General features: G+C 41.6%; 15 protein-coding genes and 2 pseudogenes. 9 read left to right on the top strand and 8 right to left on the bottom strand.

The window, feature by feature from the left end:
- Positions 1-58: 58 nt before the first annotated feature.
- A pseudogene (locus tag PCORN_RS02535) lies at positions 59-749 on the bottom strand (aspartate/glutamate racemase family protein).
- 205 nt (positions 750-954) lie between these two features.
- Between PCORN_RS02535 and PCORN_RS02530 the strand changes: the two are divergent.
- Together PCORN_RS02530 and PCORN_RS02525 are read left to right on the top strand one after the other, a co-directional pair.
- Positions 955-1,724 (top strand): annotated as a pseudogene (locus tag PCORN_RS02530) (ABC transporter ATP-binding protein).
- Entirely contained in the window at positions 1,711-3,639 is a 1,929-nt protein-coding gene (locus tag PCORN_RS02525) for an ABC transporter permease (protein WP_036077265.1), read from the top strand. Before PCORN_RS02530 ends, PCORN_RS02525 begins: the two are co-directional and overlap by 14 nt.
- Before the next feature lie 74 nt (positions 3,640-3,713).
- On the opposite strand, the gene PCORN_RS02520 is transcribed toward PCORN_RS02525, so the two are convergent.
- Positions 3,714-4,535: an alpha/beta hydrolase gene (locus tag PCORN_RS02520; RefSeq protein WP_051999192.1), complete on the bottom strand. Its 822-nt coding sequence runs from the start codon at positions 4,533-4,535 to the stop codon at positions 3,714-3,716.
- A 531-nt stretch (positions 4,536-5,066) separates the two neighbouring features.
- Here PCORN_RS02520 and PCORN_RS02515 point away from each other — a divergent pair.
- From PCORN_RS02515 to PCORN_RS19995, 6 genes are all read left to right on the top strand, one after another.
- The gene (locus tag PCORN_RS02515) at positions 5,067-5,486 is read left to right on the top strand and encodes a permease prefix domain 1-containing protein (RefSeq protein ID WP_036077263.1); all 420 of its coding nucleotides are present in this window, start codon (positions 5,067-5,069) and stop codon (positions 5,484-5,486) included.
- Entirely contained in the window at positions 5,483-6,121 is a 639-nt protein-coding gene (locus PCORN_RS02510) for a hypothetical protein (protein ID WP_036077260.1), read from the top strand. Before PCORN_RS02515 ends, PCORN_RS02510 begins: the two co-directional genes overlap by 4 nt.
- A gap of 64 nt (positions 6,122-6,185) precedes the next feature.
- Positions 6,186-6,614, top strand: a complete 429-nt coding sequence (locus PCORN_RS02505; RefSeq protein WP_036077258.1) for a hypothetical protein — start codon at positions 6,186-6,188, stop codon at positions 6,612-6,614.
- Positions 6,615-7,053: 439 nt separating this feature from the next.
- A complete protein-coding gene (locus tag PCORN_RS18130; protein ID WP_159102513.1) occupies positions 7,054-7,959 on the top strand; it encodes a hypothetical protein in 906 nt (301 codons plus the stop codon).
- 172 nt (positions 7,960-8,131) lie between these two features.
- Positions 8,132-8,959, top strand: coding sequence for a polysaccharide lyase family 8 super-sandwich domain-containing protein (locus tag PCORN_RS18125; RefSeq protein ID WP_241433050.1), 828 nt, complete (start codon positions 8,132-8,134; stop codon positions 8,957-8,959).
- Positions 8,868-9,284, top strand: a complete 417-nt coding sequence (locus tag PCORN_RS19995; protein WP_241433049.1) for a polysaccharide lyase beta-sandwich domain-containing protein — start codon at positions 8,868-8,870, stop codon at positions 9,282-9,284. Before PCORN_RS18125 ends, PCORN_RS19995 begins: the two co-directional genes overlap by 92 nt.
- A 65-nt stretch (positions 9,285-9,349) precedes the next feature.
- On the opposite strand, the gene PCORN_RS19200 is transcribed toward PCORN_RS19995, so the two are convergent.
- Genes PCORN_RS19200 through PCORN_RS02475 form a run of 6 tightly spaced genes read right to left on the bottom strand, consistent with a single transcriptional unit; the run spans position 9,350 to position 15,284 of the window.
- Positions 9,350-9,517, bottom strand: coding sequence for a hypothetical protein (locus PCORN_RS19200; protein ID WP_159102511.1), 168 nt, complete (start codon positions 9,515-9,517; stop codon positions 9,350-9,352).
- Positions 9,495-11,099: an HTH domain-containing protein gene (locus PCORN_RS02495; protein ID WP_051999188.1), complete on the bottom strand. Its 1,605-nt coding sequence runs from the start codon at positions 11,097-11,099 to the stop codon at positions 9,495-9,497. Before PCORN_RS02495 ends, PCORN_RS19200 begins: the two co-directional genes overlap by 23 nt.
- A 4-nt stretch (positions 11,100-11,103) precedes the next feature.
- Complete coding sequence (locus PCORN_RS02490) at positions 11,104-12,279, bottom strand: MalY/PatB family protein (protein WP_036077254.1); 1,176 nt, start codon at positions 12,277-12,279, stop codon at positions 11,104-11,106.
- 57 nt (positions 12,280-12,336) lie between these two features.
- On the bottom strand, positions 12,337-13,398 hold the full coding sequence (locus tag PCORN_RS02485) for a zinc-binding metallopeptidase family protein (protein WP_036077368.1): 1,062 nt from the start codon (positions 13,396-13,398) through the stop codon (positions 12,337-12,339).
- Positions 13,352-14,824, bottom strand: coding sequence for a PTS fructose-like transporter subunit IIBC (locus PCORN_RS02480; protein ID WP_036077253.1), 1,473 nt, complete (start codon positions 14,822-14,824; stop codon positions 13,352-13,354). Before PCORN_RS02480 ends, PCORN_RS02485 begins: the two co-directional genes overlap by 47 nt.
- A gap of 16 nt (positions 14,825-14,840) precedes the next feature.
- On the bottom strand, positions 14,841-15,284 hold the full coding sequence (locus PCORN_RS02475; RefSeq protein ID WP_036077251.1) for a PTS fructose transporter subunit IIA: 444 nt from the start codon (positions 15,282-15,284) through the stop codon (positions 14,841-14,843).
- Between the two features lie 525 nt (positions 15,285-15,809).
- On the opposite strand from PCORN_RS02475, the gene PCORN_RS02470 reads away from it, so the two are divergent.
- Positions 15,810-17,300: an SdrD B-like domain-containing protein gene (locus tag PCORN_RS02470; protein WP_036077249.1), complete on the top strand. Its 1,491-nt coding sequence runs from the start codon at positions 15,810-15,812 to the stop codon at positions 17,298-17,300.
- Positions 17,301-17,477: the final 177 nt, after the last annotated feature.

The following is a 17,477-nucleotide window of genomic DNA, read 5'->3' as shown; positions in this document are numbered from 1 at the left end:
AAAAACCTCTTTTCAAAATTTCATTACGCCTTATCCAAATTATAACGGTTTTAGCGCCTTATCGCAAGGCTTCCTTTGCCGCATATTCCGCGTGAAGTTCGGCGGTTTTGAAGATTGGCAACGCAACGTCCTGCTCCCGAATCAACAACTCCAATTCCGTACATCCCCAAAACAACGCCCTGCGCCCCTTTCGCGCTCGCTTTTTCAATCATCGCCAACATCTTCGCCCGCGAATCCTCACGTATCACGCCCAAACATAATTCCTCAAAAATAATCCGATTCACCACGTCGCGATCCGTCGCGTCTGGAATCTGAACCTCAATTCCACTACCAGCATAACGTCCTTTATAAAAATCCTCGACCATCGTGTACCGCGTCCCAAGCAACAAAATCCGCTCCAATTTTCGCGCACCAATCGCCCGAATCGTAGGCTCCGCAATGTGTAGAAGCGGAATACCAATCGTGTCCTCCACCTGCCGCGCCACCTTATGCATCGTGTTCGTACAAATCACAATAAAATCCGCTCCAACCCGTTCCAATTTCATCGCAATATCCGCCAAAACGCGCCCAGCCTCATCCCATTTCCCCTCATGCTGCAACTGCTCAATCACATAAAAATCCACACTATACAAAATAATCTCCGCCGAATGGAGCTCACCCCGCATTTCACGAACCGTCTCATTGATAATCCGATAATACTCCGTCGTCGATTCCCAACTCATGCCACCAATTAGCCCGATTTTTTTCACAACCGTACGCCCCTTCCAAAGCCGACTTATCCTTATCTACGTCAAAAAGTATACCATGGAAACAATAGGAACAATATCTTTTTCAATCCAAACCACGTTACAAAAGTGTAAGCTCCCTTGTCCATAATGTCATCTTGGGCAATGGTTTACTCCCACTTTTATCGTTACACTAAGAGTAGAAGTCATCTATATAGGAGGAGTTTACATGGAAATAGTTCTACAAGCAAAGAATGTTCGCAAAGTTTATGGTATTAAAGGAAATGTCTATACCGCTTTAAATAATATAAGTCTGGAAATTACAAAGGGGGATTTTGTCGGCATCATGGGCCCAAGTGGTGCTGGGAAATCGACGCTGCTTAACGTTTTCTCCACCATCGACAAACCTACTTCTGGTGAAATTCAAATCTCCGGTCAAGAATTGGGGACAATGAATGAGCAACAAATGTCTTCATTCCGCCGTGATCAGCTAGGATTTATTTTCCAAGATTATAACCTACTCGACACACTGAGTGTCCGTGAAAATATCATTTTACCCCTTGCGCTCGCAAAACGTCCTGTGAAAGAAATGGAAACACGACTGGAAAAAGTAGCCGACACATTCCATATCCGCGACATTTTGGATAAGTATCCCAACGAAATCTCTGGTGGTCAGAAACAACGAACCGCTGCAAGTCGCGCCATTATCGCTAACCCTAGCTTGATTTTTGCAGATGAGCCTACTGGTGCCCTTGATTCAAAATCAGCGACTGATTTATTGGAAAATTTAAAAGAATTGAATGAACAAGACTATTCGACAATCATGATGGTAACGCATGATGCTTATGCGGCCAGCTTCTGTAAACGAATTTTGTTTATTACGGATGGCGCGCTTTATACTGAAATTTATCGTGGTACAAAAACCCGCAAAGAGTTTTTTTCAAAAAAATTCTGGATGTATTGGCGCAATTAGGAGGGGATATGAATGACGTTATTTGATTTAGCAAAAAAGAACATCAAACATAATTTCATTCACTATTTTCTCTACTTCGCCTCCATGATTTTCTCTATCATGATTTATTATACCTTCGTATCGCTGTCAAAAGATCCAGAAGTCGTTGCCCTCATGGATAATAACGACAATCTTGCCAGCATTTTTAACGCATCCTCGATTATCTTAATTATTTTCGTCGCGATCTTTATTTTGTATTCGAATCACTTTTTTACCCGCAAACGAAAAAAAGAAATTGGTATTTACTCCCTTCTAGGCCTTCGCAAAAAAGAAATCGGTCGGATGCTCTTTTATGAAAATTTTCTAATGGGTATTGGTGCTCTCATTATCGGGATAGGCCTCGGCACGCTCTTGTCAAAGCTATTCGTCGCGATACTAATCAAGATCATGAAGCTTGATGGAATTAGTAATTTCGTCTTCTCTACCGATGCTATGATTAATACAGTTGTTATTTTTATTATCATCACACTGATCACCTCGGTGACCGGTTACCGCATCATTTACCGGACGACATTACTCGATCTATTCCACTCAGAAAGTAAACGTGAAAAAATACCGAAAAGTAATCCGTTCTTAGCAATACTCTCGCTCGTTTTAATTTTAGGCGGCTACTTTATTGCTTTACAACCCTTACTAACCGAGGATGCTATTTGGATAAAACTCAAATTTGAGCCAGGCATGCTACTCATCCTAACGTCCGTTATTACAGGGACAGTGCTCTTACTCAACAGCTTCCTACCATTTTCACTCAATAAGATTCGTAAAAATAAACGGATTTTTTATAATGGCACGAATATTATCAGCAATTCACAGCTCACATTCCGAATCGCTTCCAACGCCAGGACGCTTTCTACTATCGCGGTTTTGACCGGCATGACATTAGTTGCAATCGGCATGGTCGGCGGCCTCTATAACAACGCGAATAAAGATGCTGGCTTGAATAATCCTGCGACTTTCGAATATCATATCGTGGATGAAAAAAGTAATAAACAAGCATTAACACTTGCACAAAACAATACAAAAACGCCAATGACTGGGAATCAGGAGACAACTATCAACTATGTAAAAACAACAAGCGATCGCAAAATGCCAACTGCGTATGGTCCAGAAGATGGTTTTGCAGTCATTAGTCTCACCGCTTACAATAAACTACTAACCCTAGAAAAACATACTAGTTCAAAAATGGCAGCACTAAAAGACGATGAAGCCATACTTATCTCGTCTGATTTGACTACTGAAAATGATGTACTAAATCAAAGCTTCACCTTAAAAAATAGCACCCCTCAAAAAGTAACAGTCACAAAAACGATCACAGAATTACCCTTTAGCACACTTTACAGCCTACTTGTGGTCTCCGATGACGTCGCAAATACACTCTCCAGCAAAAATCAAACAACGATCCAGTCCATCATGATTGATCAACCAAAAGATGCCGTCGCACTCAGCAAACAAATGGCGAAAGTACTTCCAGAAAATGCAGTGTTCCGAAGTTACCCAGAGAATTATGAAGCGTTGATGAGGGAAACAGGTGTCTTACTATTTATCGGTATGTTCATCGGTCTGGTTTTCCTAGCAGCAACTGGAAGTATCATCTACTTCAAGCAACTAACGGAAGCCTATAATGATGTGCTAACGTATGATATTTTGAAAAAAATCGGTTTAGATCGAAAAGAAATTCGTAAAACGATCGCTAAACAAGTACTCGTCATCTTCTTAATCCCACTTGTTTTAGGAATTGCACACAGCTCTGTCGCACTTGTCGCATTAGCCCACTTGTTGCAAATGAACATAACACTCGCAGCCAGCATAAGTACGGGAGCCTTCACATTGATATTCATCGTTTATTACTTCATAACAGTAAATACGTATACTAATATTGTAATAGGCAAAAAAAGAGATTAGATTGATATAAAGAAAACCTCTTATTGTAGTCTTGATGTGCACATCATAGTTACTACGATAAGAGGTTTTTTAATTCAATAAATAAATGCTGCAACAATCGCGTCTACCGTCGTATTTTCATGCAAATCACTATGTTGCGCGTTCGAACCCGTCACGACCTGCTCACTATACTCCGCAACTGCACTATCAAAAATCAAACGTGAAGCTAGCGCGCTCTGCACTGGTACGACACCATCCGATACCGAGTCACTTTCCAAGTCTCCCGCAATCGAGAGCACCTTCAAATTCGCATCCAAATTGGAACTATCCGCAATATACTTCTGCAATTCCGCCGTTCTATTCGTTACATCCACAAAATCCGTCGTCGCCGCATTATCATCCGAATCTAAATCATTAAATGGCGTTCCAATCACGACCAATTTTTCCATTGTAGGCGACGAATCATCTTCCAATTCCTCCGCATACGTAGTCAGCGCCAAGCCCCCATTCGAGTGCCCAATCGCATTATATTGCGTCACATGATACTTCTTCTGAATATCCTTTATTACCGCGTCAACCCACTCGGCTTCTTGAGCAATCGGTGCGTCATTATTCTCAAACACAATCTGGATAAAAGGATTCTTCGACTTGGCGCTTAGCGTCCCTTGATATTCTAGCGTGCCATCTTTTTTCACCAACACAATCACTTTATCCGTGGATTTGCCATATGTAGCTGTCATTCGCGAAATCATCCCGTTAAACGAATTCGCCGTCCCATGCGTTCCGTGGACAAGCACAATCGGGGTTGTATCCGATAAGTCAATATCCTTGACCTTCGCTGAATACGCCTTAATCGAACCAAACAAAGCAACCGCCACAAGTAAACATCCGCCAAATAACACTAATTTCCGCCACATATCCCATCAAATCCTTCCGAAATTTCCTCATATCCTTACTTTACCCATAAAAGATGAACAAATTATTACCAAAATATTAGGTTTTAAAGAAGTTTTGAAGATTGGGTTTAAAAATGGGGTATTGGGGGTTCGCTTACTTGCTTTGCTCCTAGCCATATTGGAGGACTAACTCAAGGTGAGGCCGTCGTCATCGCCGCTGGGGGATTACATGCTCGCTTCGCTCTCATGCATATTGTGGCTCTTTTGGTTTGCCGAGGCGTCTTTGTTCAGTAGTTGTTCGAGGCTCTCTGCTGCCTTCTGTCTTATTCTCTGGTAGAATCAGAATTTTGCTTTTTTTCACGTTTCGTGCGCTTGTCGGTTCCGCCTACTCGCTTCGCTCCTAGCCATATTGAAACTCTAACTCGGCAAAGTACGCCGAGCAAGACTTACAATAATTACTTTGACACGTAGAGTAATCCGTGTTATTATTACTCTATCAGATAGAACACTGTGCGCGCAGTTGTATTTTTGAATACTTTGGAGGTTTTAAAAATGATAACTATTAAAAAACATGTCGAACAATTATTCACAGATATTCCTGTAACGGAGGAAAGTCTTTTCATGAAAGAGGAAATTCTACACGGGCTCGAGGACAAAGTTGATATTCTCATGGCGCAAGGAAAATCGGAGGAGGACGCGATCAATAAAGCGATTGTCGAACTCGGTGATTTAACGGATCTACGTATGGAGCTGGCTGAAGCGCGTGTGAAACCGCCTAAATCCTACCTCGCTTGGACGCATTTCCAATTCTCACTCGTTGGCGCAGCTCTCATCATCGGCTTGCTTCTCTTCATCAATGTCTACTACACGCCAACCGTTTTGTGGGTTGTTTTCCCAGCTTTTGCAATCGTTTGGTGGCCGCTAGCGATGTACTTTGGATGCCTTCGCGTCCAAGGGGAGGTCATGAATTGAAAGGTTTAGTCAGCTTCTCTATCGTCGGTAGCGCGATTTGTATGTTTTTCCTAGTCATGCTAAATTATTTCTTAACGCCCTCGCTCGACTGGAGCATCTACCCATGTATCGCCCTACTTCTCTGGCCCTTATCGATGTATTTTGTTTACCGCCAAAATTTGAAACAGTTCGCTTTCTTCACGAGTTTCGTCTTCATTATCCTGCTAACTGTCATCAACCTACGCGAATCCCCAGACGTCCTTTGGGTTTTATATGCTCTTTATCCGCTTGTTTTCTGGCCTGTTTTTACAGCCTTCGGAAAAAAAGCGTACACGATGACTGCCGCGGTAATCGGCGCTATAACAACGATTATCTATTACGCGTTGCTTAACATTGCCATTTCACCGAGCTATCCGTGGGTCATTGCGATTATTTTTGCGGTTGGGTGGTGGCCATTATCTCTATACCACGCAAAACACAAAAACTTTTTCGCCTTCTCCATCCAAGCAAGTATTTGGATTAGCGTTTTCGTTATCGGCATGAACTGGGCATTTTCACCAAGCGTGATTTGGGCCATTTATCCGATTTTCGCTGTTGTTTGGTGGCCGATCTCGATGTACTTTTTTAGTGCAAAACGTCACATAACAACTTTATAATTCGGCTCATCTATGGTACATTCAAATAGAATCAAAAACTTTATTTGAAGGAGCTATTATAAAAATGGGAAATCAACTAGACGAAAAAGCCGTTTTGCGCGCTCAGTTGACGAATCCGCGTTGGATGACATTGACGCTCGCGATTATTTGTTCGCTGTTCGCCATATTTACGCTGCTAGGTGTGTTCGTTCTATTCATGTTGTCGACAAAGGACATTAAACCAGACGCAATCCATGCCTTACAAATTGCTAAGATTCTAGCCTCTGTATTTTGTGTACTTTACGCGATATTCGCCTTACTGCTATTCAATAACTACTCAAAACTAAGAAAAGGCACCATCGTTCCAAAAATGCTCTATTTCGCGCTAAGCATCTTCGTTATCCTATCCGCAGCAAATAGCATTTTCAGCGGACAATTAGGCGGCGTCTTTTTACCCCTTATCATCTTATTATTCGCGATTAAAATCATCTTAGACCTGGACAAAATCAAATAATCCATAGAAAACAAAAAACCTGCTGGCTCTCAGTAGGTTTTTTTGCGTCTTAAAACCTCATAAATAAAAAAAATTTTTTTATCTGAATGTGAAAAGTAATATTTTTTACATCACAACAAGATATTCTTTTGTCGCAATATGCGAAATCATGTAATATTTCATACATATTGTCTATTTAACCGCTTCTCAAATGTGTCTAATGTGTGTCCATATATACAAATTTGTGTTTTCCCTCGCATTTCCACGGGTACTTAAGTAAAGAAACCAACTTTATGACAGGGAATGTGTCTAAAATATGAAGATGGAGGTGCAATTACCATGAAAAAATATATTGTTGTTTTTTTTCCTAGTTCTATTCTCACTACTAGCTATTGGTGAAAAAACATTTGCCCAAACAATCGCAGAACAAAATATGTCTCTAAACAATTGGAAAGTCTCATTGACTGGTAAAACTTTTCCGGCTTCCAATGTTGCCTTGAAACTAACTTTAGCTGAAAAAGAACAGGCGTTACAGAAAAATGTATTATCTAGACTAAATAAAGATCCCAAGAAGAGCTATCTTTTTTCAAATATCACAGCTTGGAAAACCAATTCAACACAATCCACAATCATTGCAGCCAATATCGAAAAAATGGCCACTCTATACCAGACTCCAAACTCGATTTATTATCGTAACGCTTCTTTAAAACAAGATATTATCTACTCTCTAACCTGGTTTTATAACAACCTTTACAGCGAAAAAGTGGGTAAATTTAATAGGAACTGGTATGACTTGCAAATTGGTACACCGATTTCACTTGTAAATACGCTAGTTTTAATGAAACCTGATATTTCTAATACGTTTTTACAAAATTACTTAAAAGCTATCGACTATTTTGAACCTGCAACTGCTACAGCAAAAGATGTCGGGACTGGCGCAAACCGTCTCGATAAAGGATTTATTGTGACAATTCGTGGTGTCCTTGGAGGGAATCAAGCTAAAATCAACATGGGTACTGAGATGGTAAAACGCGTTTATATGCCTGTCACTTCTGGCGATGGATTTTACGCAGACGGCTCATTTATTCAGCACACAAATACGCCGTACACAACAGGTTACGGTGCTGCAATCTTAGCTCGTAGCGCAGATTTTTATCAATTGCTTTCTGGTACAAAATCATTCGGCAACCTGCGTTCACTTCCTATGATGTTCACTTACTTAGATACTACTTATCTTCCTGTACTTTACAAAGATGAAGTTCTTGATATGACTCGTGGTCGCGGTGTTTCTCTAAAAGCTATTTCTAACCAACAAATCGCACAAACGATGCTCTATGACATGTTTACAATTAGTCAAAAAAAATAGTAATGTCGCATATCGCGGGAAATATGCCAATATTATGAAATCTTCAATTATCAGTCAATCTCTACATCTCGATTTCTATAAAAACCTGACAATACCGCAAGCTCAAACATTCCAATCCATTTTGCTAAACAAAAAAATTCCCGCAACCTACCCAGCTCGGACACAAAACAAAATGATGGCCAGTGCAAGTCAGATGGTTGATATCAAGCCCACCTATGTTGCTGGAATCAGCATGTTCTCAAAAAAAATATCAGCATTTGAGAGCATTGGAGGCCAAAATAAACTTGGCTTTTACACAGGAACCGGCGCCCTTTATCTCTATAATGGCGACGAAGCTTTTGAAGGAAACTACTACCCAACCGTTGACATGACAAGTCTTGTAGGCACAACAACCGACCACAAAACAAAACCGATTACATCCGATAATGCCAAATATCTCAATACCCAAGCCTGGTCCGGCGGCGTTTCCGATCAACAAAACGGTGCCACAACGATGCACTACAACATGAAAAACGTAACTGGAAGCTCTCTTGAAGCACGCAAATCTTGGTTCTTCTTAAACGGCAAAATAGTTGCTTTAGGCGCAGGCATCACATCAAAAGAAAATCTCAATACCGAAACTATTGTCGAAAATCGTAAACTATTTAACACGAATCTCAACTCATTCATCGTTGGCGGCCAAACGATCAATCTCGGCCAAACAAAAAACATCACGACCAAATGGGCATACCTAAACGGCGCAGTTCCTAGCAAAATATCGGCTATGTCTTCCCAACTGCCACTAACATCACAGCCTACAAAAAAAACAAAGACCGGCAATTGGAACACCCTAAATATACGCAACCGTAACGAACCAGTAAGTGCCAACTACGCAGGCATCACGATTTCTCACGGCAAAAAACCAACCAATAAATCCTACAGCTACATCTTACTACCAGGAAAATCCAAACAAGCAACCGAAGTCTACAGCAAAAAAAATCGACATCGAAATTCGCGCTAACAACCTTAATCAACAAGCTGTATTCGATAAAACACAAAATCTCTGGATCGCAAATTTCCGTCAGGCTAGCACGCTAAACAGTATCGTGGCACAAACTCGCGGCTCCATCATGATTCGCAAATCCGCGACATTACAAAAAATCACACTTGCCGATCCAAGCATGGAACAAAGCAAAATCGTATTTTTAGTACCTAAAGTCGCAGGTCATAAAATCAAAAGCAAATCCCCTGAAGCGACTATAACAACTCAAGGCAAGAACTGGCGTATTCAAGTGAATACTGCAGCTAAAAACGGAAAATCATTTCATGTTACTTTTGGAAAATAATTTCATTGGAATTCCTCAAATAGGGGTATAAAATCTAATTACAGATTTTATACCCCTATTTTCACCTATCCCTCAATACAACCAATAAACGCATCATAATCTGTCAACCTCAAAATATCCTCACCATCGTGTTCATTAAGCACATAATAAAGGTAGCTAAAAACCTTCAACTCAGTGCTCACATTCGGATTCACACAAGCCACCAAAGCATTATGCACAAGTGTTCCATCCACCTGAACCGCCTCCGCAAGGTGCACAAACACCGCAAAAAAAAGCTTGGTTTCGCTGCGTCGTACAGTGCGGTAAAGCAAGATGATTAATCACCAAATTATTTCCTTTTTGCTCACGCTCTTGGATTTTAACGGACTCATCCGAACTTAAAATTCCACGCGTCTCTAATTCCTCACAAATCCCCTGAACAATCGTGTTCCAATCTTCCCCTGGTGCATTATGATAATCCATCGCCAAATTTTCTGGGAAAAATGTCCGAATATTTTTACGCACATCGATTTTTTCTAGCATATCTTGTACTGTGCGCAATTCAGCCTTCGTGATGACCTGCTTAATATCAAGGCAATCCACATCCGTATTAAATTCCTGAAACGTCGCATGATTATTTAAAATGAGCTTAATATCCTGATCTTGCAATGTCGCCTGTAACTCTTGGCGGTGCATAACAACAATAACTTCAATGCTCTGCAACTCTTTTTCAATCATCTGCTTATTAATGCTCGCAACGGCATATTGATCAGAAAACAAGATAACTTTCGCAGCTGACTGCTTGATTCGCTCCATCGCACAAGAAAAATAGAGACCAATCAAATCAATATCATATAATTCAATGCCAAAAGTCTCGTTCGCACTGCTTACAAACGCGATACTCAAGTCAAAAGCAAGTGGATACACGGCTTTAATATTCGAGATATTGTGTAGCTTACGATCGTGAAGAATAATCGGATAAGCAATGCTCCGCTTCAAATGCCCGACTAATTGCTCCACCAACTCCAAATCATAAACCGGTGTACTATATTGCTCCGCCAACCCTTGCAAAATTTCTTGCACTTTCTGTGGCGAAACCTCCGCACTCTTTCGTTGCTGTTCCTCCATGAAAGACGTTAGGAAACTTTGCGCCTTATCCTGATTATCCTCATCTATCCAATGCTGAAACCAGTCAGATGTTTGCTCACCCATCTCCTGCTCGCCCTCCAAAATATTCGTAGCTAGCATCAAGCTCACTAAATGTGCGGAATGAATATTCGGATAATACCGAGTCCCGTCCAGCTTCCTGATACCATCTAATAAAGACGCATAATCATGCCCGGAAATACCAAGCCGTTCGCAGAAAAATGTCGGATTTTTATCAATCAAATTAGCCAATAAAATCATTTTTCGAAACCGAGGTTCATCTAAATAATGCCCGTAATTCGGCTTCGACTTTATCTGCAAACGATTCGCATAATGCCCACGCAAAAACACAATTTTCTCCGATATCACGGCTTTTGACAAAAATAAGGTTGTCGCTAAATCATCAAGAGTCCTAAAATCATGGCGCAGTAGTTCCAACAAAATTAGTTCATCATCGTACATTGACTGGTGTAAAAGGTTCTTATAAGCCGCTTTATCCTGAATGTCTAACTGATAACCGCCTGCTTGACTTGAGGTAATTTCACCAATCGTTTGAAGAATATGATTGATCTGGGAAATATCACGCAAAATGGTTCTTTTCGAAGTTCCTGTTAATTTTGCGAGTTCTAAACCGCTTGCTTTCTCATTTTCTAAACGACCCATGATTTGTACTTGTCTCTGATTTAGCATTCTTTTACCTCCTTAATGTCTGAATTGCTTGATGCATTCGTTCTAAACCGTCCAGTAACTTACTGCGAGAACAAGCAACGTTCATCCGTATAAAACCATTTCCTCCGTAGGTTTCCCCCGGCATGATTGCGACTTTCCCAACATGTATTAATGCCTCTTGTAGCGCATCCTCTGTCACACCGAGCGCAGATACATCAAGCCAAGCCAAGTAAGTTCCTTCTGGTATTTCAAAACGAATTTCTGGTATATGATTCGTAATATAATTTTTCAAAAAGTGCATATTGCTCTCTAAATGGACCACGAGTTCATCGACATAATCAGCGCTTTCGTTATAGCCGGCCATCGTCGCGTACATGCCTAAAATACTGACAGATGAAAGCGCATCTTGCTGCTTCAATTGCTTCAAAAATGCTTCTCGCAAAGTTGCATCCGGCACTAGCAAATAAGAACCGATGAGACCCGGCGTATTCATTGTTTTACTCGCCGAAGTACAAATACACATATTGACTGGATTTTCGACCATGCTGAGAATCGGTGTGTACCGCGCATCTCCATATACAATATCCATGTGAATATCATCCGAAATGATAAAAACATTTTGGCGCATACAAATCTCGATAATTCTCGCGAGTTCCCTCTTATCAAAAACACGCCCCGTCGGATTATGCGGATTGGTAAGCAACAATATTTTAGCTCCCTGCAATTGCTTTTCCAATCGTTCAAAATCAATGCGATACGTACCATTATCCCACAAAAGTTTATTTTCAACTAGTTCGCGATTATTTTCCCGAATCAGGCTATAAAAAGCATCATACATCGGTGAAAAAACAACGACACGATCCCGTTCTGCACTTTTCAATCGTATTAAAACCGAAATCGCATAACAAACCGTCGGACTATATAGCACCCAATCCATGTCAAACTGCGCATCAAAACGCGTCTGGTACCAATGGGTAACACTCCCCTTAAACGCCTCATGATTCCACCTCGAATAGCCAAAAACACCGTGCTGCACCCGTTCCTGAATCGCTGTTAAGACTGGCGTCGGCACCCGAAACTCCGTATCCGAAATCGAAAACGGCAATAAATCCGCTTCCCCAAACCGGTCCTCAATATAATCCCACTGCGTACAATATGTATTTTTCCGATCCACGACTTCATTAAAATCGTATTTTCCCATCCCTAATTCAGCTCTTTCCTATGAAAAGGCCAGCGCGTCCGCCGAGCCTTCCGAATTTCATCCAATATAGCGACAAATCGCCGCGTGTTTTTCCGTGTTATACGTCGCTAAAAACTGATCGATCAACGTTGCCAAACTATCATAATCTGACCTCGAGATCATCGCTGAATTCGCGTGCAAGTAACGCGTCGGTAAACAGAACGCCACCACCGGACGACCGCCACCCATCACATTATAACGCCCACCATCCGTTGCCCCCGTCTTCATCGTACAAAACTGCAACGGTTCCGCAATACTTCGCGCCATATCTATCAAATCCTGCTTCAATTTTTGATGCGGAATATAGCGTTTATCAAAAAGCGCCAATGCCGCGCCAGAACCAAGTTTCAGCGGAAATTTAATTCGATCAAAGCCCGGCGTATCACCAGCGACCATCGTATCAATGACAATCGCAATATCTGGTTGAATCGCTTCCGCCGATGTTTGCGCACCGCGAAGTCCGACCTCTTCCTGCACCGTCGCCACTGCATACAACGTGATTTCCTCGTTCTCACACCGTTTGAAAAGCTCCGCAACAAGCGCACATCCAGCTCGGTTATCAAGTGCCTTTCCCAAAATCCGATCCTGTGTCAACTCCGCAAAATTCGGCTCAGGACAAACAAAATCACCAACCGTGACACCCATCTCAGCTACCATTTTCGCCGAGTCCGCACCGATATCAATAAACATCGCGTCGTGTTCCATCGGGCGCGCCTTATCCGCCTCACTCAGCGCATGCGGGGCAATTGAACCGATAATCCCCGCCACTTTTCCAGTCCTAGTCCGAATCTCCACACGATGGTTCAACATACTCTGATTCCACCACGAACCAACCGTATCAAACGACAGAAACCCATCCTCCGAAACATGCTTCACGATAAAACCAACCTCATCCATATGCCCAATAATCGCCACTTTCGGCCCCCTAGAACCTTTACGCGCGATAAAACTGCCCAAACCATCGAACGTAATTTCATCCGCCTCATTTACCAATTCTCGATATAAAATTTCGCGGATTTCTTGCTCATCACCACTAGTTCCCGATGCCATCACCAGTTGTTTCAGTAAATTCGTCTCCATCTTTTCGTTTCGCCTCTTTCCGCTTTAACCACCATGTTTTCAATACAATAATAAGGAAAATATTCAAAGCCAAACCAAACGCTAAAACAAGATAGAACCAATACCAGGGCGACATCAAACCGATTAGCGGGTCAAACATTCCAATTCCAGGTGCTAGCCTTTGAATCCCAAACATAATCGTCAACATTCCAGCGATACCACCACTCAGCGTGTTTGCTGTAATCATCGGTAGCGGAGCAGCAAGCGCATATGGAATCGCAGGCTCCGTCGCAACCGTCGAACCGACAATAATCGAACTAATCGCCGCGCCTTTTTCCTGTTTCGTAAATAATTTTGGTGCGATAAAAGTCGAAATCCCAGCAGCCATCGGAGGCATCAACGCAACAACCCCAACAATCGCATACCAATCATAAATTCCCTTGTCGAGCAACGAGAAACAGAAGAACCACGCCGTTTTATTCACCGGTCCACCCATGTCAAACGCAAGCATCGCGCCAACTAAGAACGCCGCTGCCAATTTCATTTCAGTCGGAATCGTGTTCAAGAAATGAAGCATTCCGTCCATCATGCCACCCATCACAGGCCCTAATACGTAAAATGTCAAAATACCAAAAATAAACAACGTCACAAACGGAATCAACATCGAACCTAAGAGCGGTTGCAACGCCTTGCCCAGCTTCACTTTTCGGAAGTATTTCACAAAATAACCAATCGCGAGTCCTAGAACCACCGCGCCTAAAAAGCCAGCACCCGACTCCGTTCCAAGCATCGTGTTATCGTTCGCCAAATACGTGACCAAAAACGCTGGTGCAAACGCAGGCTTATCCCCAATCGAGCTCGCAATATACGCACCCATAATCGGAATCATGAATTTGAACCCTAAGTACCCAATTGTTTCAACAACCCACGCAAACGACGGATCGCCATTCGCCATATCCACATAAGGCATCCCAAACTGCACAAGCATGTTGGCAATCGCAACGAGTAAACCACCACCGATGACAAACGGCAATGCAGCAGAAACCCCCGCCATCAAATGACTCATCACACTTCCAGTTGGCGCATCCTGACTTCCCATTTTAATATTACTATCCGCTGTAAATAATGTTGCCTTGCCTTCCAAATCATCATAAATCGTTTCGATCTGCTTCAACGCCTCCGAAACCTTCAGCTCCACAACCTTCTTATTCGCAAAACGGAATCGGTCTTCCTCACTAATCGTCCGTCCCAGCGCCAGAATCACGTAATCCGCCGCCTTAATTTCCGCCGGTGTTAAATGATTCTCCACACCACTCGCGCCTTGCGTCTCCACTTTTATCGTGTACCCTAGCGAAACTGCCTTACGTTCCAGCGCTTCTGCCACCATATACGTATGCGCAATACCCGCCGGACAGTTCGTAATCGCTACAATGTTTAAACTTGTCATCTTCCTTCGCTCCCTTTTATGAAATAACGCCTTGAACTAGCGTCAAAATCTCGTTTTCCGTACCCGTTTTTAATTTCCCAACGAAATCAGGATCCATCAGTTTCCGACTCAGCTGCGACAACAATCGCAAATGCTCCTGCCCGCCAGTTTCCGGAACAAGCAAGCAAATCCAGCAATGCACTGGCTGATCGTCCATCGCTTCCCAAGCCACCTGATTCTCCCCGCGACCAACTAACACACCAACCTCTGTCACAAAAGTCGATTTCGCATGTGGAATCGCAATCCCACCACCAAATCCAGTAGTCGATTCCTCTTCCCGCAAACAAAGATCCTTATAAAATCCCGCTGCATCCGTCACCTTCCCATTCACAACAGCCAAATCTGCAAATTCTTCCAAAATTTCCGCTTTCGTCTTTCCTTGCATTTCCAAGTTTATCCCACTAATCGTCATGATTTCCATTTCCACTCAACTCCAAATTCTATTTACTTGCCACATTGACACTGTTTTCCTGTCCTACTTCAGTATAGTTGATAACGCTTACTAAAAAAACAACAGAAATGTCACACTGGTGATGACATAATACACAATAACTAAAAAAGTTCTAAAAAATACGTTTTTAAATTGAATTTTTAACCTACTTCGCCTTCAGAATAAGTTTTCTTTCTCATATGTGAAATCTTTATGAACTTTCTATGGAAAATCATAGGATATATTGATGCAATTAGCCTCTTTATTGCATCAATAAGAATTTTTAATCCTCTTTTATATTCCAACAAACAACTTTTATATATAATCATTCAATACTTTTATAACTATTAAAAACATTATCAACAACATATATTCATTATTTAATTATTTAATATAACTTTTATAATAGGGAACATTATAGCTTATTTATCAATACCTCTCCTATTTTCTATACCATTGCCTTTTACTAGTTCACCCGCTAAACTAAAATTAGAACCAAAAAGGGAGGAATCATTAATGAAACAGTTTTTCAATAAACGCTTTGTTGCTCTAGTCATTATTTTTGCAGTCTTTTTTGCATCTTTTGCACCAACAGCGAACGCTAGTATCCTGAATCCGGCTATTTACACAGTCTCTGGAACAGTATACGCAGACACAAATGGCAACGGCGTGATGGAATTGCACAACTTGGATTTACCACTCGCAAACATGTCGGTAACACTTCACAAAACACTGGCTGACGCACAAGCAGGAACAAACATCGTTGCTAGCGCTAAAACAAATGCGGTTGGTGTTTACAACTTCACAAAACTTGCAAAAGGAAACTACTTCATCAAGTACGGCACAGAAACAACGACAAAACCAGTCGTACAAAGAAATTCAGCAACAGACGCAGCCGGAAAACAAATTCCTGGCATCGCGACAATCACGATTAATACACTAAACATCGTCACTTGGGCAGACTTAGCAACAAAGAAAACAACAAACCTAACGATGACACCATTTGAAGATTTAAATGGGAACGGAGCGAAAGACAGCAATGAATCCATTTCAGATGGTAAAACACTTCTCTTCATTAACTTAGAAAAAACAGCAGACCTTATTTCAAGCGGTCGTTTATCACAACTTGATTTAAATTCTAAAATTATGGGCGCGCTTGGTGGTAGCTTAGACATCGAAGACGCAATTCTTTTCAGAACAAGTAGTAAAGGCGCAGCAATCACAATGCCAAACGTTAATCCAGGTATGTATGTGATGGTTCGCTCGCCGTTTAATCTAACCATTGGCGACTTACTTGGTAACATCGACAAAGTAACGGCAATTATTGACATCATTTCTGGCGGAGACATTCAAGGCATCTTAAACAATCCAACATTGCTAGACACAGGCGACATCTCAACAACACCGAACAACGACTACATCAAAGCACTCGCAAACTTCCTACCAAAAGCAATTAAAGCCGTAGAGAAAGTCGATGTAGAAAAAGTTCTAGGTACAGATGCTGCAACAAGTGTCAATTCAACGCTTGCTGATGTTCAATCGGTTGCAACGCTTCTAAATCACATTCCAGCGATGCGTTTTGCAAAAGTCGACATCTGGGGTAACTCTTATGATTTAACCGCCCTGAAATTCACAAAAACAACAGACTTCCAATTCGGAATCCGCAAACTCCCAGTCATCACTGGTGACCTTTTCGTGGATAAAAACAAGAACGGTAAAAAAGACTTCCTAGAGTTTGGTAAAGTAACAAAAGTAACAGCTTACGATGCAAACGGAAACGTACTCCAATCCGTAACAACATCATCACTTACTACCAAATTCACACTAGACAAGTTAGCATTTGATAAAACAATCTACATTGGTATCGATGGCACAAACAGCTACAGCCCAGTATACACAGGAACAATTCCTCCTGCATTACAAGGCCTACGCTTAGTCGGCGCTTATACGTTTGATTCGAAAGCTTCTATCCAAGAAATAAAACAAAACATACCTTTATTACCTTAATAAAATAGACAAAAGCCATTACTCGATGAATTGAACTGCTCCCTGTCAAGTAGACAGGCTAAAAAAACAAAAAAGAAATAATATGACTTGGAACAAAAATACCATATTTATCTGTTCAACTACGCTTCATTGATGGCCTTATTTCGATATTCACTCGGAGTAAGGCTATTAAATTTG

It is taken from the genome of Listeria cornellensis FSL F6-0969 (assembly GCF_000525855.1).
Taxonomy (GTDB): Bacteria; Bacillota; Bacilli; order Lactobacillales; family Listeriaceae; genus Listeria_A; species Listeria_A cornellensis.
This window is presented reverse-complemented; position numbering and strand designations above follow the sequence as displayed.

Bases quoted from the DNA above. Each gene is read 5' to 3' on its own strand.
- PCORN_RS02475 (WP_036077251.1), bottom strand. From the start codon at position 15,284: ATGGAAATCATGACGATTAGTGGGATAAACTTGGAAATGCAAGGAAAG.
- PCORN_RS02520 (WP_051999192.1), bottom strand. From the start codon at position 4,535: ATGTGGCGGAAATTAGTGTTATTTGGCGGATGTTTACTTGTGGCGGTT.
- PCORN_RS02470 (WP_036077249.1), top strand. From the start codon at position 15,810: ATGAAACAGTTTTTCAATAAACGCTTTGTTGCTCTAGTCATTATTTTT.
- PCORN_RS02485 (WP_036077368.1), bottom strand. From the start codon at position 13,398: ATGGAGACGAATTTACTGAAACAACTGGTGATGGCATCGGGAACTAGT.
- PCORN_RS02480 (WP_036077253.1), bottom strand. From the start codon at position 14,824: ATGACAAGTTTAAACATTGTAGCGATTACGAACTGTCCGGCGGGTATT.
- PCORN_RS18125 (WP_241433050.1), top strand. From the start codon at position 8,132: ATGATGGCCAGTGCAAGTCAGATGGTTGATATCAAGCCCACCTATGTT.
- PCORN_RS02495 (WP_051999188.1), bottom strand. From the start codon at position 11,099: ATGCTAAATCAGAGACAAGTACAAATCATGGGTCGTTTAGAAAATGAG.
- PCORN_RS02490 (WP_036077254.1), bottom strand. From the start codon at position 12,279: ATGGGAAAATACGATTTTAATGAAGTCGTGGATCGGAAAAATACATAT.
- PCORN_RS02525 (WP_036077265.1), top strand. From the start codon at position 1,711: ATGACGTTATTTGATTTAGCAAAAAAGAACATCAAACATAATTTCATT.
- PCORN_RS02515 (WP_036077263.1), top strand. From the start codon at position 5,067: ATGATAACTATTAAAAAACATGTCGAACAATTATTCACAGATATTCCT.
- PCORN_RS02505 (WP_036077258.1), top strand. From the start codon at position 6,186: ATGGGAAATCAACTAGACGAAAAAGCCGTTTTGCGCGCTCAGTTGACG.